Source organism: Kitasatospora sp. HPM-01-4 (assembly GCF_051374625.1).
GTDB lineage: Bacteria > Actinomycetota > Actinomycetes > Streptomycetales > Streptomycetaceae > Kitasatospora.
The window spans coordinates 8,423,579-8,441,194 of record NZ_JBPQGP010000005.1 but is presented as its reverse complement, the minus strand read 5'-3'; the positions used below and the strand labels follow the sequence as shown (position 1 = coordinate 8,441,194).

Genomic DNA, 17,616 nt, shown 5'->3' with positions numbered 1-17,616 from the left:
AGTCACCGTCCCGAGGTCCCGCAGCGGCGGTTCAGCGCAGCCGGAGGCCGAGGAGGCAGATGTCGTCCTGCGGGTTGGGGGCGTCGAGGCGGCGCAGCACGTGGTCGAGGCAGCCGTCCAGCTCCGCGGCCCGGTACTCCCCGACGGCGCTGAGCAGCCGCTCCAGGCCGCTGTCGAGGTCGTCGCCACGCCGTTCGACCAGGCCGTCGGTGTAGAGCAGTACGGCCTCTCCGGGCAGGAGGGGCAGCTCACAGGACGCGTAGACCGCGGCGGGCACCGCGCCGAGCACCAGCCCCTCGGGCAGGCCGAGCAGGCGGACATCACCGTCCAGGGCCACGACCGGCGGCAGGTGCCCGGCGCGAGCCCAGGTGAGCCTGCGGGCAGCGGGGTCGAGCAGTCCGCACACGGCGGTGGCGATGTAGTCGCTGCGTTCGTGGCAGAGCATGCCGTTGAGCCGCCGGAGTATCTCCTGCGGCGGCAACCCGGTGTACGCCATGCCGCGCAGCGCGTGCCGCAGCTGGGCCATCCCGGCGGCGGCCCGCAGTCCATGGCCCGAGACGTCGCCGACGACGACCAGGACGGTGCCGTCCGGGAGGGTGAGGATGTCGTACCAGTCACCGCCGACCCTGCCCTCGCGTTCGGCGGGCAGGTACCGGACCGCCACCTCGAGGCCCGGTTCGTGCGGCCCTCGGGGCACGTCCATCAGAGCGTGCTGGAGCGCCTGGACGGCGTGCTGCTCGATCGCGGTCTGTCGGCGCTGCTCGGCGAGTTGGCTGCGGGTGCTGGACAGCGCCCGCTCGGTGCGGCGCCAGGCGGTGACGTCCTGGACCACGCCGCGGACGGCCACCACCTGACCGGAGGCCGGGTCGGACACCGTCTCGGCCATCGCCCGCAGGGTGCGCCTGGTCTCACCGGTCCCGGTCCCACCGGAGCCGCTCGGCCCGGTGAGGCGGAACTCGGCCGTCGCGGGACTCCGCCCGGAGAGCAGCCGGGCGGTGGCCTCGCGGACCGCCTCCCGGTCCTCGGGGACGATCGCGGCGAGGACGACACCCGGTTCGAGCTCTTCGGCGCCCTCGGGCAGCCGGAACAGCCGCCGCAGTTCGGGCGAGCAGGAGATCCGGCCGGTGCCGGCCAGCCAGCTCCAGGTACCGAGCCGGGCCAGCCGCTGGGCCTGGGCGAGCTGGGTCTCCCGCCGCTCCTGCTCATCGTGGGTGCGCCAGCTGACCAGGACGCCGTCGAGGAAGGGGGTGGCGTTGAGGGTCATGCAGGAGACGTGCACGGTCCCTCCGACCACCTCGATGAACTGCTCGATCTGCCCCTCGTACGGTGTGCCGGTGGTGGCCACGTCCAGCAGCTGCTGGAAGGTGCCGGAGGCCACCATGCCCGGGTAGAGCTCGGTGACCCTGCGCCCGAGGATGTCCCCGCTGTTGCGGCCGGCCAGGTCGACGGTGGCCGCGTTGGCGTGTTCGACGCGCAGGTCGACCACCTTGCCGGTGGCCTCGCGGACCGCGGCGAGGATCAGTACGGGGTCGAGCAGCGCGTCGAGTACGGCGCGGAACCAGGGCTCGGTGGCCGGTTCCAGCGGGCCGAAGCCCTCGGGCTCGGCACTGACCACCCGTACCAGCTGGGCGGCGGTCAGCCGGGCGAGGGCCGAGAGGTAGCGGCTGGTGGCCGCATCGGGCCGGAACTCCTCGGGCCAGCCGAGCTTCATCGCGCCGATCAGGCGCTGGCCGGTGCGCAGCGGCAACGCGCACACGGTGCGGCCCGGGATCAGGTCCTCGCCGGTCAGGTCGGGGTAGCGGACGGCGAACTCCTCCCGGCTCTGCACCCAGACGGTGGCGCCGAGCTGGGCGGCCTCGGTGAGCGGTACGGCGGTGCGCGGCGGGATCCGCTGCCACTGGCTCAGCTGGTGCGCGGGCACTCCGCAGCTGCCCACCAGGCGCAGCGCGCCGTCCGGTTCGAGCAGCGCGAGGACGACCGCGGCGGTGCCGAGCGCACCGAGCCCGTACTCGTGGAGCAGCCGGGCGAGGTCGTCGGGGCCGTCGGCGGAGGCGAGGGCGGACGCCACGAGGTGGTAGCGGGCCGCGAAGCCTCCGGCCTGCGAAGGCGCCGGGCACGGCGGGCGGGTCCGTCCGGCGTCGGTCACGGGCGGGGATACGGGTTCGAGGCCCGGCGAATCGGGCTCGGGTCCGCGTCCCGGGTCGACGGCTTCGGGCGGGGCGGCGACGCCCAGCAGTTCGGCGGCCAGCTCGACCACCTTGCGGTTGCCGTCCCTTGAGCGCCGTACGAGTTCCTCGAAGGCCTCGTCGGGAGTGCAGCAGAGCCGCTCGGTGAGCAGACCCTTGGCCTGCTCGATCACTCCCCTGGTGCGCATCGCCGCGCGCAGGCCGTCCAGCTCGGCTCGCAACCGGTCCACCGTGGCCTGCAGAACCGCGCGCTCGGCCGATTCACCACTCATCGGGAGCCTCCGGGTGCGAAACGCCCATACCACGCCCTGAAGGAGCGGATCAATCGTAGGCCGGACCGGTGTCGCCGCACCACTGTCCAGGCCGGCCACCGGGCCGGCGCTCGACGACGGTGGCCTGGACGATCTTGCCCTGGGGCAAGCGGATGACGTGTACGCCCCGGCTGAGTCCGGTCACCACGACCAGTCCGTAGCCCGCCGGGGGCGAGGCCGGAGCGAGCAGTTCTCTGCCGGTGTCCTCGACGGCCACGTCGATGGTGCCGTCATCACCGGGTGCGACCGTCAGCCGGCACGGCCCGGGCGCGTGCCGACAGGCGTTGGAGACCAGCTCGGCGATCACGAGGAGCACATCGGTCCGGGTCTCGACCCGGAAGCGCGGACCCGCTCCGGCCGCGAGCTCCGCGAAGAACTCCTCGGTCGCATGGCGGGCCGCGCGGACCGAACCGACATGGCCGTTCAGGTCGAGCGCGAGCACAGGCATCCAACGCACACCACTTCACCCCGGCTCTGCTGGGGTTCTCGTCAACCCACCCTTAATGATCTCTACCGCGGGTCTTCAGCCCGCGGAGGTTCCCTCCCGGCGGTACTCGCGCCTACCCGTTGCACGGCCGGTCAACCCTTCTCAACGGCTGGTCTCGCCGTTCTCGACCTGTTCCCTCAGCCGGGTGAGGATAGCGGTCAGCATCCGGGAGACCTGCATCTGGGAGACCCCGATCCGCTCGGCGATCTCCGACTGCGTGTGATCGCCCCAGAAGCGCAGCAGCAGGACGGTGCGCTCGCGCTCGGTGAGCAGACGGAACAGTGGACGGACCGCCTCCCTGAAGACCACCATGTCGAGGTTCCGGTCGCAGCCGCCGAGCCGGTCGGCCAGGGCGCCGCCGGAGTCGTTGGTGCCGTCGTCGGGCAGGGCGTCCAGCGAGTCGCAGCGGTAGGCGCGTCCGGCGTTGAGACCGATGGTGACCTGCTGAGGGGTGAGGCCGAGGTCGTCGGCGAGCTCCTCGGGACTTGGCAGCCTGCCAAGCCGCTGCTCCATCCGCTCGGAGCCGCGGGCGACCATCAGATAGAGCTCCTGTGTGCTGCGGGGGACGCGCAGCGGCCAGGAGGTGTCGCGGAAGAAGCGCTTGATCTCGCCGGTGATGGTCGGCAGGGCATAGGTGGCGAACTCGACACCGCGGCCCGGATCGTAGCCGTCCACGGCCTTGATCAGGCCGATGGTACCGACCTGGAGGATGTCGTCCATCTCGGCGGCGCGGTGGCGGAAGCCCGCGGCGACGAAGCGGACCAGCGGCATGTTGAGCTCGATGATGGTGCCACGGACGTAACCGTAGGCGTCCGTCTCGGGTTCAAGTTCGCGAAGGCGACAGAAGAGTGCGTCGCTGAGCGCGCGGGCTTCGCTCTTGCCCATGCGGCGCATCTGCTGCGGCGTGAGCTGGCGGTCAATGCCGACGGCGGGCACGTCCGGCTCCGGGACGGACGCGGCTGTTGTGGCGGACTGAGCGGTGGTGGCGGACACGGGATCTCCCGGGAGTCGCGGGCCCACACCTCTGCGCGCATCGAACGCGGAAAGCGAGATCGCGCTGCGCGATGGCACGGGCCGTCTTCGCCCGAGGTCGCGACGTGTGGGATGGGACCCGCCCGGCCCGGCTGCTTAAGGCCACGGGGTCCCGGCACGGCGAGGCGTGCCGCTGGACCGGCGGCGATGTGGAATCGTCGCACCGGAGTCGGGGCATAGCCCCAGAACGCTCCTCGGGGTCTTGATACCCGCACACGGCTCGGCGAACCCTCCCTGGTCGAACCGCCCCGGTAGTCGACCGTCGCGCTCCGACGCGCCACCTGCATTGCTTGATCGCCAAGTTCCTTCCCGATGTCCGATCCCGGCTCCACTGGTGCACCGGTCGTCCGGGTGTCGGCTACGGGGCGGGCGTCGGAGGCGGGGCCGGGTCCGGGTCAGGCGTGGGAGGTCCGGGATCCGGATCGGGGTGCGGTGGCAGCGGCGTCGGATCGCCGGGGCCGGGGCCGGGACACGGGAGTGGACCGGGCTTCGGGGGATGGATGTCCGGATCCGACGGAACGGGGACAGTCATCGAAATTCCTTTCCCAGCGGCCAAGCACGTTGCCCGCTGCGACTTCTTCACCTTCTGCCGGTCTCCCTGTCGTGGGGGCTGAAGCCGCCCCATGCGTATCGTCAACTTGCTTGCTGCACAGTACGCCTGAGCCCAGGGCGGCCCTCCTCTTCTCGGCGGCCGAACGGTCCGGCCGCGAACGGTACCGAACCCGGACCAGCGGCAGGCACGACCCGCTGAGCGCATGCACACGTGAACACGGTCCCAGGCAGCGGCAGCGGCCTTCAGTCTGGAGGTTCCTCGGGTGCCGCAGGGCGGGGCCCGGGCTCCTCTGCCGGGCCCGGCGGCTCGGGCGGCACCGGGGCGCCGGGTGGTACGGGAAGCTCCGGAGGGTCGTGCGGCACGGGTGCGGCGTCGGGGTCCGGAGGTACCGGGGCGGAGGCCATCGTGGTGCTCCTATCGGCCGAGGGCGTCCTCGAGCTGCTTCTTGTTCATGCTGGATCGGCCCTTGATGTTGCGCTGCCTGGCCTCGTTGTACAACTGGTCGTAGGTGGGTCCCTGGGCACCACTGTGGGAGCGCAGGCCCCCGCGCCGGCCGGACGAGATGTCCTCGATCGACGTGCGGCTCGCCGTCTTGGACTCACCGTGCCGGGCGCGTTCCTTGTTGACGGTGCGAGCGGCGATCTCCTCGGCGGTGTCCTCGTCCCGGCCGCGCTCCAGCAGGCCCTCCTTGATGTGCTCGTACTGGCGTTCCCGCTTGGGGCTCGATCCTCGGGGCATCTCACTCACTCCTCCTCTGCACTCCTGCGGGTACGCGGGCTCTGCGCTCCTGCGGGTACGCGGCGCGCCTACCCTGCATCGCCGATGCCAACCCGTCCGGCCCACGGGTGACTGCGGAGGGCGTCGGCGTGCTCCCCGGCCTCGGGCCCCGGGCCCGGTGCGGTTCAGATTCCGGGTGCGAGCCGAACGGCGGCTTCGAGCATCAGGGCATGGACGAACGCCTGGGGAAGATTGCCGCGTAGTTGGCGTTGGGCGACGTCGAACTCCTCCGCGTACAGGCCCGGCGGTCCGCAGGCGGCCCGGTTGCGTTCGAACCAGCGCACCGCCTCCACCGTGTCTCCCTGCTGGTGCTCGGCGAGCGCCACGATGAATCCGCACAGCAGGAACGCGCCTTCGGCGTCCTGCAGCGGCCGCCGGTCGTGCCGGAAGCGGTAGCAGTAGTGGTCCTGGGCGAGGTCGGTGAGCACCGCGTCCAGGGTGGCACGCGTGCGCGGGTCGTCTGCGGTCGGCACCCCGCGCAGGGCGGGCAGCAGGAGGGCGGCGTCCACGCCCGGCTCGGTGGGTGAACGCTGCCAGCGACCGGTGGGGTGCAGGCAGTCGGCCGAGGTCTCGGCGATCACCCGGTCCGCCAGGGCCTCCCAGCGGGCCGCGAGGCCGCGACCCGCTGCGGGGCTAGCGGCCGCTATCGCGCGCAGCCCGGCCGCGCAGATCAGCCGGCTGTGGCTCCAGCGGTCGGCGTGCAGTTCCCAGATGCCCGCGTCCGCATCACCGTGGCGGAGGGCGATCGCGTCGGCTGCGGTCAGGGCGGCGCGCCAGCCTTCGGCGTCGAGGCGGTCGTGGCGGGCGGCGGATGCCAGCAGCAGGCTCTCGCCGAACCCGTCGAGCTGGAACTGCTGGTTGGCCCGGTTGCCGACGACGTCGAAGCCGCCGGGGTAGCCGGGAAGGTCCAGGACGTGCGGGGCGGGCACGGGAGCGCCGGTGACGGTGTAGGCGGGCGCCAGCTCGGGTCCGTGTTCGAGGAGTCGGGCGGTGACGAACCCCACCGAGTCGTCCAGCAGTGGGTGCGGCCCGACGGCGGCGACGGCCTGGCCGATGTAGCACTGGTCACGGATCCACACGTACCGGTAGTCGTAGTCGCGGCCCCGCTCGGCCCGCTCGGGCAGGCTGGTGGTGGCTGCGGCCACCGTGCCGCCACCGATCCCGGTCATGCCTCGCAGCACCGCGTAGGCGTGCCGGGCGTCCCGTCGGCCGAGCGTCCCGGGCAGATCGGGTACCTGCTCGGCCCAGGCCGTCTCGGTCGCCCGCCACAGTCCCTCGACGGCTTCGGCCCTCTCCAGCGGCCGGTCGGACAGCTCCAGAACGAGGTCGTGGTGGGTGCCGGGGGCCAGCCGGAGTGTGGCGTGCAGCGTCGGAAAGCCACCGGAGTCCTCGACCTCGGCGTCGGGTGCACCCGTCCAGCGCAGCCGCAGGCTGCCGGCCCGGGCGGTCCAGCATCCGGTGTCGTCGCGCCGCACTCGCCGTAGCCGGTGCTCGCCGAACCCCGCTGCCGGCTGCAGCCGGACCTCGAGCTCGGCGGCGCCGTCCACCGCGATGACGCGGCGCAGCAGCACCGCACGATCCGTCCGGCCGGGATGGGCGAGTGCCTCGCGGCATTCGACGATGCCCCCGGTGGTGACCCAGCGGCTGCGCCAGATCAGAGTGCCGCTCTCGTAGTAGCCGCCCCACACGAACGGCGCGGTGGGGGTGACGGCGTACCAGCCGGGCCCGCCGATCAGGGCGGCGAAGACGGCGCCACTGTCCCAGCCGGGTACGCACATCCACACGATGTCGCCCCGCGGGCCGACGAGGGCGCCGCGCTCGCCGTCGGCCAGCAGAGCGTACTCGCGGAGCACGTGCGGCGCGGGGGCGTCAGGCCGTGCCATCGTTCTTCCCTCCGACCGGCGCGGTCCGGGCGCCAACCCGGTACGGAGCCGACCGGACGCGTCCGGCCAGCGGTCGGTCCGAGGCAGGGTGCCGGTCTGCGCCCGACCCAAGGTGTCGGCCTGCAGGCGGGAATTCCCCTCTCATGACCCATCACGCCATCTCCGGGAGCCTTCCGCACCTCGGGGAAGGCTCAGCGTGCGGAACGGATCGGCCGGGTCGTGGGGGGCACACAGACCTGCCTCGCGCCAGGGGCGTTTCCGGAGAGGAAGACGGGGAAGCCGCCAATCACAGGAACGCTCACGACCAGGGGTGTGTCATGTCAACGCAGGACCCCGATCCCTATCTCACCCCGGGACTCGACAGCCACCGGACGCTGCCCGTCGGGGAGACCCCGCCGGTGGAGGGCAGCATCTCCGGGATTTCCCACACCGAACCGTCTGAGGTCCGCAAGGCCTGGGAAGTCCTGCCGATGGTACTCATCGTGCTACTCGCGGTATCCGTCTCAGTGATGCTCATCGGCATGGTCGTCGCACTCAGCAGCTGAGCCCCGGACCGCCGGGCGGACGCGCCCGAGCGCACGCAGGCGTCGTAACCTGCCGTCCCGTACAGCGGCACTGCCGACCGCCACGATGCGCCGCCGGCATCGCCGCGAGCCTGTTGCCACCAGGGTGCGCGGCGCGCACCAGTCGGTGCGCGCCCTCCCTACCGGGACGGCGACCCGAGCCTCAAACGGACTTCCACGTACGGCCCTTGCTCCTCGCGGCTCTGCTCCCCCGCTCGGAACAGCTCGGCCAGCACACGCACCATCGTTTCCACGTCGTCCGGAGCACCAAGCAGGTCAGCGGTGATGCCGTCAGCCGAGGAGACCGGATTCCGCTGCTCCGTGCTGTCCCGTGTATCGAAGGCCTGCGACGAAACCACCGCCGGGCCGGAGCCGGGTATCCCGCGGGAGTCCTGGAGGCCGCTTCCGGTCACTGTCCATGTGCCTTCCGGTGTCAGGCAGGGAGGCGCCTCCCACACATTGCTGACCCGGTTCCGTCCACGGCCGGTGTGAGTCGGGAAAGCCTGCTCCAGGACGTCGAACACCGCACCCACGGCACTCTCCGCACCGCCTTGGAGACAGACGAGGACATGGCCCGAGAACAGCGGCAGACTCATCTCTCCACCCGATCACTCCGCTAGGGACAAGGAACTCGCGATCGTCACGCTGGCGCATCGCGCAGGTGCGCCGGCCGACACTGCGGTAGCGGTCGGCCGGGCCGGCCTCGGTGATGCCGTCGTCGGGAAACAGCTCCTCGTTCGGCCCGCTTGACCTCGACGGCCCGGCCGCCGGCTCGGATCTCAGTCGTGGTCACGGTTGTGTCCCGCCCACGCCTCGGTGGCGACCTGCTTCAGTGTCCGTCCACTGCGCACCGAGCGGGCCCGCTGCGGGTCGGGGGTGCCGCGTCCTGCGGTGTGTCCGTGCTTTACCAGCAGCCATGCCTCGCGCTCGCCGGCCCCGCCCTGCCGGAACCGGGTGAGTGCCCAGTCGCCGTGGAGCTTGCGGCCGTCGAGTCGGAACGACGCGTGGCCGCCCTCCAGCGCCTCGACGAACGGGATCTCGTGACCGCCCCTGTCGATGCTGCGGTTCACATAGGTGCCCTCGTCCCAGATGATCACCGTGCCCGCGCCGTACTCGCCCTCGGCGATGGCGCCCTCGAAGTCGCGGTACTCCATGGGGTGGTCCTCGGTCGGCATCGCCAGCCGCTTGTCGTGCGGGTCGTCGGACGGCCCCTTGGGAACCGCCCAGGACCTGAGCACGCCGTCGACCTCCAGCCGGAAGTCGAAGTGCAGCGTGCTGGCGTCGTGGATCTGCACCACGAACACGGACTCCGAGTCGGCCGCGTCACTGTTCCTTCCCCTGGGCTCGCGGGTCCTGCGGAAGTCCCGCCTCCGGCGGTACTCCGCCAACGTGTCCGATCCAGGCATCGTCCTCCACTCCTCGAGCGCGGCTCTGGTCCGCCTCTATCGAGCATCTGTCCAACCGGTCCGTTCTGACACGTTGGACCGGTGCGCCGCTCAGGGGTGCACAGGCGCTCAGGGGTGCACAGGCTCCGACCGGGCGTGAGGGCAGGGATTCCGGGCAACCGCAACCACGGAAGCCGTGTGAAGGAAAGGCGAGGTGCCCTGGCGATGACAACTGACACGATCACATCCAGGCTGCTGTCCGAACACGGCCGAACGTATGCCGCGGAGGCCGGCATCACGCTGCGCGACAAGCCGGCGCCGCTGTACCAGCTGCTGGTGCTCGTGGTGCTGTGCTCGATCCGGATCAAGGCCGACACGGCCACCGGTGCCGCCCGGCAACTGTTCGTGGCCGGGCTCCGAACCCCTCGGGCGATGGCCGACTCGACCTGGCAGGACCGGGTGGACGCGCTGGGCCGGGCCCACTACGTCCGGTACGACGAGAGCACCGCGACAGCCCTCGGCCACGGGGCGCGGCTCGTGCTCGAACGCTGGCACGGCGATCTGCGGAGGATGCGGAAGGAGGCCGACGACGACCTGGACGCGCTGCGGGACCTGCTGCAGGAGGTCCCGAGGATCGGGCCCGTCGGCGCGGACATCTTCTGCCGAGAGGTCCAGGCGGTGTGGCCGCGACTGCGGCCGTTCTTCGACGACCGGGCGTGCAAGACCGCCAAGGAGCTCGGCCTGCCGCACACGCCCCGCGGGCTCGGGGATTTGGTGGCTCCGGGGGACCACGCCCGACTGGCCGCCGCGCTGGTCCGGGTCAGCCTGTCGAAAGAAGCGGTGAAGGAACTTCAGACCGCGTGACCACCTGGCTGCCCGTCGAGCAGGCTCAGTGCCGCGGCGGTGATCGCGTCCGCGTCGATGCCGGCGGCGTGAAGCTGCTCGGTGGGAGTGGCGGAGGCCAGCTTGCCGCGGACGGCGAGCCGGACGATACGGGGTGCCTGGGTGCCGTCGGCGAAGGCCTCCTGGACGGCGTCGCCCAGGCCGCCCTCGGGCCGGGGGTCCTCCACCGTGACGAAACGGCCGGTCAGGGAAGCGGCAGCACGCAGCGTGGCGGTGTCGACGGGTTTGAGCGAGTAGAGGTCGACGACGCGTGCCTTGATGCCGTCGTCAGCGAGCCGGTCGGCTGCCCGGAGCGCCTCGTGCATTGGTTCCGGCGGCCACGATGGTGATCTGGTCCTCGGTCGTCGCCCGGGGCAGCTTGCTGCCGCCGACAGGGAAGGCCTCGTCCGCCGGGTAGATCACGGAAGTCTTGCCACGCGTTGTGCGCAGTCCCACATCGAGCCTTCGGCCATTTCGCTGTCCCCGCACAGCACCCACACACGGTACGGCAGACCGTCCAGCCGTCGGCCCGCCAGGGCGAGGCCGACGCCGATCGGCAGACCCTGGCCGAGTGAGCCGGTGGCCACCTCCACCCACGGCAGGCGCGGCGTCGGATGGCCTTCCGACGGGCTGCCTTCCGTGCGGAATTCGAGCAGTTCCTCGTCCGAGATCGCCCCCGCGGCCTTGAACATCGCGTAGAGCAGGGGCTACGCATGGCCCTTGGAGAAGATCAGGTGATCGTTTCCGGGATTGGACGGCTCGTCCCAGTCGTACCGCAGATGGTTGGCCGACAGGACGGCCATCAGATCCGCCGCGGACATCGAGGACGTGGGATGGCCGGATCCCTCGGCATCCGCCGCGCGGATGGCGTCGATCCTCAGCTGTTGCCCGCGTTCCCGCAGCTGCTCGTAGTCCACCGTCATCACCTCCGTACGGCTGTCCATGTGGGTGGCTACCCCGTCGCCCTCCCCTTACGCCGTACCGGTCTCGACCAGGGCTTCGTGGTCCGCGGAGTCGGCGTGCGCTGGGGGCGGTGGGTGCGGGGTCGCGGGAGTCGGTGGGGCCGGTCAGGGCTGGCGCAGCGCTTCGGTGAGGCGGTCGGCGGCGTTGACGACGGCCTGGGAGAGGTGTGCGCCGGGGTGGCGGGTGAGGCGTTCGATCGGACCGGAGACGGAGACGGCGGCCACGACCCGGTTGGACGGGCCGCGGACGGGGGCGGCGACGGAGGCGACGCCGGGCTCGCGTTCGCCGATGGACTGGGCCCAGCCGCGGCGCCGTACGCCGCTGAGGGCGGTGGCGGTGAAGCCGGCACCCTGGAGTCCGCGGTGGAGGCGCTCGGGCTCCTCCCAGGCGAGCAGGATCTGGGCGGCCGAACCGGCCTTCATCGGAAGGGCGATGCCGACCGGGACGGTGTCCCGCAGGCCGGAGAGCCGCTCGGCGGCGGCGACGCAGATGCGGATCTCGCCCTGCCGGCGGTAGAGCTGGGCGCTCTCGCCGGTGACGTCGCGCAGGTGGGTGAGGACCGGGCCGGCCGCGGCCAGCAGGCGGTCCTCGCCTGCGGCAGCGGAGAGTTCGGCGAGTCGGGGGCCGAGGATGAACCGGCCCAGCGTGTCCCTGGTGACCAGGCGGTGGTGTTCGAGTGCGACGGCGAGTCGGTGGGCGGTGGGCCGCGCCAGACCGGTGGCGGCGACCAGTCCGGCCAGGGTGCTGGGGCCTGCCTCCAGGCTGCCGAGGATCAAGGTGGCCTTGTCGAGCACGCCGACGCCGCTCGTGTTCTCCATGAATGGGTACTCCAGTCTCAAGTCCCGCGAGCGGCGGGTGGGTTGCGCTCGCGGAGGTGCTCCGGGCGGGGAGCGGGGGCGGTCAGCGGGGACAGGCCGGAAGAGTCGGCCGATTGCCTGCGCCGGACACGAGACGGGTACGCGGAAGGGCCGGGGCGGGAAGCGCCCGGGCGAAGGACAGCACAGAGAGCACCGTGTCTCCTCATCTTTCCCGCGCCACGTTGGCGACAGGCCGGAGTTGGCACTGATCCCGGGCGGCACGGCGCGTACTTCGGACGCCGGGTCGACCGGGGAGTTGCCGGGGCTTCGTAGGGCCGGTCCCTCCACCCCTCTGGATGATTCGCGAGGAACCATACAAGATTCCCCGGGCCGCCCGTCAAACCTCCCCCACCCTCACGCGCGGGAGGCTGCCCGAATACGCTCCGGCGAACGGGACATCGTCGCATCGACCAGGTGGAGAACTGCCGGACGTTCGTGGCACATGGCCTCCGGCCGTCACCGGGGTCTGATCGCGCCGGCGTCCCTGAGTCTCCGGGCCGGCCGGGACCAATGCGCGCCTACCGGCTGCACGCCGTGACGGTGCCCGCCGCGCTCGCGCACCACTCGCTCCGGGCCCTCGGACCGCCGCGCCCGCAGACCCGTCTCCACCGACACCGGCTCAGCCCGCAACACCCCACCCGCACAGGAGAAATGCCCGGCGCCGACCTTCCGGAACGGGCTTCAGGGTCGGTCAGGTGACCGGCCGCCGGTCCGCCGCTCAGCTGTGACGGGGGGAGCCGAGTCCGTCCAGCAGGGCCTCGATCCCGGCCCGGAACTGACCTGTGGCCGGGGCCTCGCCGAGGCGCTCCCCGGCGGCGTGCAGCAGCGGGTAGGCGGTGGCGGGCAGGTCGGCGAGGGTGTGGCGCCACCAGGCGGCGTACTCGGCCTCCTGCTCGGCGCCGGTGCGCGGGATCTCGTAGAGCACGCTGCCGAGGGTGTGGGCCAGCACGAGGCGGTAGGCGGCCACCGCCTCCTCCAGGGTGCGTCCGTCCGCGGTCAGTTCGGCGAGCAGCCACTCGACGAGCCCGGCGACCTCCGGGCTCCACAGCTTGCGCTGGGCCAGCAGGTGGGCGAGGGCGGGGAAGCGCAGCATGCGCTCGCGCAGGGCGAGGGCGAATCGGGTCAGCGCCTCCCGGCCGCCGGTCCCGGCGGTCCGCTCAAGCTCCAGGCCGCCCAGGATGCGCGAGCACAGCAGGTTCAGCAGCTGATCACGGCCGTCCACGTGGCCGTAGATGGTCATCACGCCGCAGCCGAGCCGGCGGGCGAGCCGGGGCATGCTGAGCGCCTCCAGGCCCTCCTGCTGGGTGATCTCCATTGCGGCGTCCACGATCTGATCCGCCGTCAGGGCGCCGCGGGCCCGCCGCCTCGCCCTCCGGCCCGCCGGGGCTCCGGCTTCGGCGCTCATCCCTCATCAACCCCTTGCGTCGACTGCGGCGCCAGCCTAGCGTAAGGACGACCGTAAGGCTTACGGTAAGCCTTACCAAGAGAGGGGAGCCACATGCCACACCACGAGACCAGCACGCCGCCGCTGGCCGGGCTGCGGGTCCTGGACGCGGCCACGCTCTTCGCCGGACCACTGGCCGCGAGCCTGCTCGGCGACTTCGGAGCGGATGTCATCAAGATCGAGCACCCGCGCGGGGACCCGGCCCGCGGTAACGGGGCACAGGTCGGCGGGGTGTCGCTGTGGTGGAAGACCGTCGCCCGCAACAAACGCGCCGTCACCCTGAACCTCGGCACCGCCCAGGGGCGCGAGCTCTTCCTCCAACTCGCCCGCGACGCCGACGTGGTGGTGGAGAACTTCCGCCCCGGCACCTTCGAGCGGTGGGGCCTGGACCATCCGGCCCTCGCCGCCGTCAACCCGCGCCTGGTCCTGCTGCGCGTCACCGGTTTCGGCCAGGTCGGGCCGATGCGCGAGCGGGCCGGCTTCGGCACCCTCGCCGAGGCGATGAGCGGTTTCGCCCACAGCACCGGCCAACCCGACGGGCCGCCGACCCTGCCGCCCTTCGGCCTGGCCGACGGCATCGCCGGCATCGCCGGGGCCTTCACCGTGCTCGCCGCCCTGCGGGCCCGCGAGCGCACCGGGCGCGGCCAGGTGATCGACCTGTCGCTGCTGGAGCCGATCCTGGCCGTGCTCGGCCCGCAGCTGACCGTCTTCCAGCAGCTCGGCCTGGTCCAGGAGCGGGTCGGCAACCGCTCCGTCAACAACGCCCCGCGCAACACCTACCGCTGCCGCGACGGACGCTGGGTGGCCGTGTCCACCAGCGCCCAGAGCATCGCCGAGCGCGTCCTCCACCTGGTCGGCCGCCCCGACCTCGCCGCACAGCCCTGGTTCGCCGACGGCCACGGCCGCGCCGCCCACGTCGAGGAACTGGACGCCGCCGTCGGAGACTGGATCGCCGAACGCGACAGCTCCGAGGTGATCGCCGCCTTCGAAGAGGCCCGGGCCGCCGTCGCCCCGATCTACCACGCCGGCGACATCCTCGCGGATCCCCAGTTCCAGGCCCTGGGCACCATCGCCCACCTCGACGATCCCGAACTCGGCGACCTCGTCCTCCAGGCCCCCATCGCCCGCCTGTCCGACACCCCCGGCCGGCTGCGCTGGGCCGGACGCCCCAGCGGCGCCGACAACGCCGAGGTCTACGGTGCCCTCGGTGTCGACGCCGAGCTGCTGGCCGAACTGCGCCGCCTCGGGGTGGTCTGAGTGGCTCGGGAGACCGCCTTACCCGTCCGCAGCTGGCTCTACGTCCCCGGTGACCGCCCCGACCGCTACCCCAAGGCGCTGGCCGCGGGCGCCGACGCCGTCGTCATCGACCTCGAGGACGCCGTCCCCGCCGAGCGCAAGGAGTACGCCCGCCGCTCCGCCGCCGCCTTCCTGCGCGAGCACCGGCCGCCCGACGTCCACGTGCGGATCAACCCCTGGGAGCGGGGCGGGCGCGAGGACCTCGCCGCCCTCGCCGGCCTCGCCCCCGCAGGACTTCGTCTGCCCAAGGCCGAATCCGCCGAACAGGTCCGCACCGTCGCCGAGGCCGCGCCCGGCATCGGCCTGTGGCCCACCGCCGAGACCGCCCTCGGCATCGAACACGCCTATCGGATCGCCACCGCCCATCCCCGGGTGCGCGGCCTGCTGTACGGCACCGGCGACCTCGCCACCACCGACCCCGACGTCCTGGAGGCCCTCGCCCTGCGGGTGCTGGTCGCCGCCGTCGCCGCCGGCCTGCCCCGGCCGCCGCTGAGCGTCCACCCCGTGCTGCGCGACCTCGACGGCCTGGCCGAATCCACCCGGCGCGGGCGCGAGCGCGGCTTCTACGGCCGCTCCGTCATCCACCCCGCCCATGTTCCCGTCGTTCACGCCGTCTTCGCCCCCACCCCCGCCGAACTGGCCCGCGCCCGCGAGGTGCTGGCCATCGCCGACGCCCATGGCACCGGCGCCCGGACCGGCCCTGACGGGCAGTTCATCGACGCCGCCGTGGTGCGGCACGCGAAGGCGGTCCTGGCCGCCGGAGAGGAGACCGGTCATGCGACTGCTTGACGCCCTGCGCGCCGGCACCCGCGTCTACGACCTGGCCCAGCCGCTGGAGAACGGCATGCCCTGCTCGCCCAGCCACCCCGGCTTCCAGCTCGCCCTGATCCGCCGCCACGGCGACCGCCCCACCCCCGACGGCGGCTCCGGCTCCAACGAGCTCATCACCCTCGGCGGCCATGTCGGCACCCACATCGACGCCCTCGCCCACGCCGCCTTCGGCGGCCGCCTCCACGGCGGCCTGGACGCCGCCGAGAACAGCCGCGGCGGCCGGCACCGGGAGCTCGGCATCGACACCGTCGCCCCCATGCTCTGCCGCGGCGTCCTCCTCGACATCCCCGCCCTGCTCGGCCTCGACCGCCTCGCCCCCGGCTACGGCATCACCCCCGACGACCTCGCCCGCGCCCTCGGCGACCTCCCGCTGGAAGCCGGCGACGTCGCCCTGGTGCGCACCGGCTGGCCCCAGCTCTACACGGACGCCGCCGCCTACCTCGGACACACCACCGGCGTGCCCGGCCTCACCGGCCAGGCCGCCGACTGGCTCGCCGCCCACGGCGTGCGCGCCGCGGGCTCCGACACCATCGCCTTCGACCGGATCCTGCCGGGCCTGGGACACACCCGCATGCCCGCCCACCGCGCCCTGCTGGTCGACCACGGCGTCCACATCATCGAGGTGCTCGACCTGGAGCAGCTCGCCGCCGACGGCATCCGCGAGTTCCTCTTCGTCCTCGTCCCGCTCAACATCCTCGGCGCCACCGGCTCCCCGGTCCGCCCGCTCGCCCTGGTGGAGGCCTGACCATGCCCGAACCCGCCCCACTGGTACGGCAGTTGGCCGACTTCGCGCTCCGCTGCCAGCGCCTCGGCCTGCCCGAGGCCGTCGAGCGGCGCACCGCCCTCGCCCTCCTCGACACCTACGGCTGCATCGCCGCCGGCGCGAGCACCGACCCCGCCCGGGCCGTCGCCCGCCACCTCGCCGAGGATCACCCCGGCCGCGCACTGCGCGAACTGCCGCGCGCGGCCGCCGCCCGGTGGCTGGGCACCGCCGCCCACGCCCACGACTACGACGACGCCCAACTGCCCACCATGGTCCACCCCAGCGCGGTCGCCGTCCCCACCGCCCTCGCCCATGCCCGCGAGGCGCCGGCCGACCAGCTGTTACGCGCCACCGCCGTCGGCGCCGAGATCGCCCTGCGCGCGGGCGCCGCCGCCCTGGACGGCAACGACTCGGCGCTCTTCGACCGAGGCCTGCACATGACCTCCCTGTGCGGGACGCTCGGCGCCGCCGCCACCGCCGGACTGCTGCGCGGCCTGGACGCCGAGCGCCTCGCCCACGCCCTGGCGATCGCCACCAGCCTGGCCTCCGGCCTGCTGGAGGCCAACCGCGTCGGCGGCACCGTCAAACCCTTCCACGCCGGCTGGGCCGCCGCAGCCGGCACCACCGCCGCCGCCCTCGCCGCCCACGGCCTCACCGGTGCCCCCACCGCCCTCGAAGGCCGATTCGGCTACCTCAACGCCTTCATCGGCCCCCACGCCAGCGCCGAAGCCCTCACCGAGGACCTCGGCGAGCGGTGGCACTATCTGGCCACCGTCGTCAAGCCCTACCCGACCAACGGCTTCACCCACCCCGCCGTCGAACTCGCCACCCGCCTGCACGCCCAAGGGGTACGCCCCGACCAGATCGACACCGTCCACCTCGACCTGCCCGAACCCGTCCTGCGCACCGTCGCCGAACCGCCCGCGGCCAAGGCCGCACCACCGAGCGGCTACGCGGCCCGCTTCTCCGCCCCCTTCACGGTCGCCGTCGCCCTGCACGGCGGAGGAGGGCTGGGCATCGCCCTTGAGGACCTCCACGACGACGCCGTCCGCGACCCCGCCCTGCTCGCCCTCGCCGCCCGTGTCCACTGCCGCCCCGGCGGGCGGGAGAGCGCCGCCTTCCCCGAACACCTCGGCTGCACCCTGCGCGCGCGGCTGCGCGACGGCACCGTCCGCACCCTCCGGGTCGCCGACACCCTCGGCTCCCCGGCCCGCCCGCTCACCCCTGCCCAGGTCGACGCCAAGTTCACCGCCAACACCGCCGCCCTGCCCGCAGCGGCCCTCGCCCCCGTCCGTGCCGCCACCGCCCTCGCCCCCCACCCCGACGGCGCCGTCGCCCTCCTGCCCGCCCTCGACGCCGCTTTCGCCGCCGCCTTCACCGCCGACACCATGAGCTGACCTGAA

The 17,616-nt window shown here is 73.0% G+C and carries 15 protein-coding genes, 1 pseudogene and 1 riboswitch; of the genes and pseudogenes, 6 read left to right on the top strand and 10 right to left on the bottom strand.

Annotated features, from left to right (window positions below; genetic code table 11):
• Positions 1–31: 31 nt before the first annotated feature.
• From ACSMTC_RS36685 to ACSMTC_RS36665, 5 genes are all read right to left on the bottom strand, one after another.
• Positions 32–2,458: a SpoIIE family protein phosphatase gene (locus ACSMTC_RS36685; protein WP_436564065.1), complete on the bottom strand. Its 2,427-nt coding sequence runs from the start codon at positions 2,456–2,458 to the stop codon at positions 32–34.
• A gap of 49 nt (positions 2,459–2,507) precedes the next feature.
• The gene (locus tag ACSMTC_RS36680) at positions 2,508–2,945 is read right to left on the bottom strand and encodes an ATP-binding protein (RefSeq protein ID WP_436564064.1); all 438 of its coding nucleotides are present in this window, start codon (positions 2,943–2,945) and stop codon (positions 2,508–2,510) included.
• Positions 2,946–3,086: 141 nt separating this feature from the next.
• On the bottom strand, positions 3,087–3,977 hold the full coding sequence (locus ACSMTC_RS36675; RefSeq protein ID WP_436564063.1) for a SigB/SigF/SigG family RNA polymerase sigma factor: 891 nt from the start codon (positions 3,975–3,977) through the stop codon (positions 3,087–3,089).
• 1,006 nt (positions 3,978–4,983) lie between these two features.
• Complete coding sequence (locus ACSMTC_RS36670) at positions 4,984–5,307, bottom strand: plasmid stabilization protein (RefSeq protein WP_436564062.1); 324 nt, start codon at positions 5,305–5,307, stop codon at positions 4,984–4,986.
• A gap of 164 nt (positions 5,308–5,471) precedes the next feature.
• The gene (locus ACSMTC_RS36665; RefSeq protein ID WP_436564061.1) at positions 5,472–7,229 is read right to left on the bottom strand and encodes a glycoside hydrolase family 15 protein; all 1,758 of its coding nucleotides are present in this window, start codon (positions 7,227–7,229) and stop codon (positions 5,472–5,474) included.
• 317 nt (positions 7,230–7,546) lie between these two features.
• Between ACSMTC_RS36665 and ACSMTC_RS36660 the strand changes: the two genes are divergently transcribed.
• Positions 7,547–7,774, top strand: a complete 228-nt coding sequence (locus tag ACSMTC_RS36660; RefSeq protein ID WP_436564060.1) for a DUF6480 family protein — start codon at positions 7,547–7,549, stop codon at positions 7,772–7,774.
• A 158-nt stretch (positions 7,775–7,932) separates the two neighbouring features.
• On the opposite strand, the gene ACSMTC_RS36655 is transcribed toward ACSMTC_RS36660, so the two are convergent.
• Together ACSMTC_RS36655 and ACSMTC_RS36650 are read right to left on the bottom strand one after the other, a co-directional pair.
• Positions 7,933–8,388, bottom strand: a complete 456-nt coding sequence (locus tag ACSMTC_RS36655) for a hypothetical protein (protein WP_436564059.1) — start codon at positions 8,386–8,388, stop codon at positions 7,933–7,935.
• Positions 8,389–8,571: 183 nt separating this feature from the next.
• Positions 8,572–9,198, bottom strand: coding sequence for a DNA polymerase ligase N-terminal domain-containing protein (locus tag ACSMTC_RS36650; protein WP_436564058.1), 627 nt, complete (start codon positions 9,196–9,198; stop codon positions 8,572–8,574).
• 204 nt (positions 9,199–9,402) lie between these two features.
• On the opposite strand from ACSMTC_RS36650, the gene ACSMTC_RS36645 reads away from it, so the two are divergent.
• A complete protein-coding gene (locus ACSMTC_RS36645) occupies positions 9,403–10,041 on the top strand; it encodes an endonuclease (protein WP_436564057.1) in 639 nt (212 codons plus the stop codon).
• On the opposite strand, the pseudogene ACSMTC_RS36640 reads toward ACSMTC_RS36645, so the two are convergent.
• The 3 genes and pseudogenes from ACSMTC_RS36640 to ACSMTC_RS36630 all read right to left on the bottom strand — a co-directional run bounded on the left by ACSMTC_RS36640 (position 10,029) and on the right by ACSMTC_RS36630 (position 13,206).
• A pseudogene (locus ACSMTC_RS36640) lies at positions 10,029–10,976 on the bottom strand (transketolase C-terminal domain-containing protein). The gene ACSMTC_RS36645 and the pseudogene ACSMTC_RS36640 sit on opposite strands and share 13 nt — an antisense overlap.
• A 150-nt stretch (positions 10,977–11,126) precedes the next feature.
• Entirely contained in the window at positions 11,127–11,840 is a 714-nt protein-coding gene (locus tag ACSMTC_RS36635; protein WP_436564056.1) for an IclR family transcriptional regulator, read from the bottom strand.
• A gap of 199 nt (positions 11,841–12,039) precedes the next feature.
• Positions 12,040–12,182, bottom strand: a riboswitch (SAM riboswitch).
• 415 nt (positions 12,183–12,597) lie between these two features.
• Positions 12,598–13,206 (bottom strand): TetR/AcrR family transcriptional regulator, encoded by a 609-nt coding sequence (locus tag ACSMTC_RS36630; RefSeq protein WP_436564055.1) that lies wholly within the window; start codon positions 13,204–13,206, stop codon positions 12,598–12,600.
• A 171-nt stretch (positions 13,207–13,377) separates the two neighbouring features.
• Here ACSMTC_RS36630 and ACSMTC_RS36625 point away from each other — a divergent pair, with 171 nt between their 5' ends.
• From ACSMTC_RS36625 to ACSMTC_RS36610, 4 genes are read left to right on the top strand one after another with little or no spacing between them, the layout of a single operon-like run.
• Positions 13,378–14,580, top strand: coding sequence for a CaiB/BaiF CoA transferase family protein (locus ACSMTC_RS36625; protein WP_436564054.1), 1,203 nt, complete (start codon positions 13,378–13,380; stop codon positions 14,578–14,580).
• Positions 14,581–15,408 (top strand): HpcH/HpaI aldolase/citrate lyase family protein, encoded by an 828-nt coding sequence (locus ACSMTC_RS36620; protein WP_436564053.1) that lies wholly within the window; start codon positions 14,581–14,583, stop codon positions 15,406–15,408.
• Positions 15,395–16,195, top strand: a complete 801-nt coding sequence (locus ACSMTC_RS36615; protein ID WP_436564052.1) for a cyclase family protein — start codon at positions 15,395–15,397, stop codon at positions 16,193–16,195. The genes ACSMTC_RS36620 and ACSMTC_RS36615 overlap by 14 nt, the downstream gene beginning before the upstream one ends.
• Before the next feature lie 2 nt (positions 16,196–16,197).
• Positions 16,198–17,610: an MmgE/PrpD family protein gene (locus tag ACSMTC_RS36610; protein WP_436564051.1), complete on the top strand. Its 1,413-nt coding sequence runs from the start codon at positions 16,198–16,200 to the stop codon at positions 17,608–17,610.
• Positions 17,611–17,616: the final 6 nt, after the last annotated feature.

What these genes read in the sequence shown, in the direction of transcription:
- ACSMTC_RS36685 (WP_436564065.1), bottom strand. Translation starts at nt 2,458, where the DNA reads ATGAGTGGTGAATCGGCCGAGCGCGCGGTTCTGCAGGCCACGGTGGAC.
- ACSMTC_RS36680 (WP_436564064.1), bottom strand. Translation starts at nt 2,945, where the DNA reads ATGCCTGTGCTCGCGCTCGACCTGAACGGCCATGTCGGTTCGGTCCGC.
- ACSMTC_RS36670 (WP_436564062.1), bottom strand. Translation starts at nt 5,307, where the DNA reads ATGCCCCGAGGATCGAGCCCCAAGCGGGAACGCCAGTACGAGCACATC.
- ACSMTC_RS36665 (WP_436564061.1), bottom strand. Translation starts at nt 7,229, where the DNA reads ATGGCACGGCCTGACGCCCCCGCGCCGCACGTGCTCCGCGAGTACGCT.
- ACSMTC_RS36660 (WP_436564060.1), top strand. Translation starts at nt 7,547, where the DNA reads ATGTCAACGCAGGACCCCGATCCCTATCTCACCCCGGGACTCGACAGC.
- ACSMTC_RS36655 (WP_436564059.1), bottom strand. Translation starts at nt 8,388, where the DNA reads ATGAGTCTGCCGCTGTTCTCGGGCCATGTCCTCGTCTGTCTCCAAGGC.
- ACSMTC_RS36650 (WP_436564058.1), bottom strand. Translation starts at nt 9,198, where the DNA reads ATGCCTGGATCGGACACGTTGGCGGAGTACCGCCGGAGGCGGGACTTC.
- ACSMTC_RS36645 (WP_436564057.1), top strand. Translation starts at nt 9,403, where the DNA reads ATGACAACTGACACGATCACATCCAGGCTGCTGTCCGAACACGGCCGA.
- ACSMTC_RS36635 (WP_436564056.1), bottom strand. Translation starts at nt 11,840, where the DNA reads ATGGAGAACACGAGCGGCGTCGGCGTGCTCGACAAGGCCACCTTGATC.
- ACSMTC_RS36625 (WP_436564054.1), top strand. Translation starts at nt 13,378, where the DNA reads ATGCCACACCACGAGACCAGCACGCCGCCGCTGGCCGGGCTGCGGGTC.
- ACSMTC_RS36615 (WP_436564052.1), top strand. Translation starts at nt 15,395, where the DNA reads ATGCGACTGCTTGACGCCCTGCGCGCCGGCACCCGCGTCTACGACCTG.
- ACSMTC_RS36610 (WP_436564051.1), top strand. Translation starts at nt 16,198, where the DNA reads ATGCCCGAACCCGCCCCACTGGTACGGCAGTTGGCCGACTTCGCGCTC.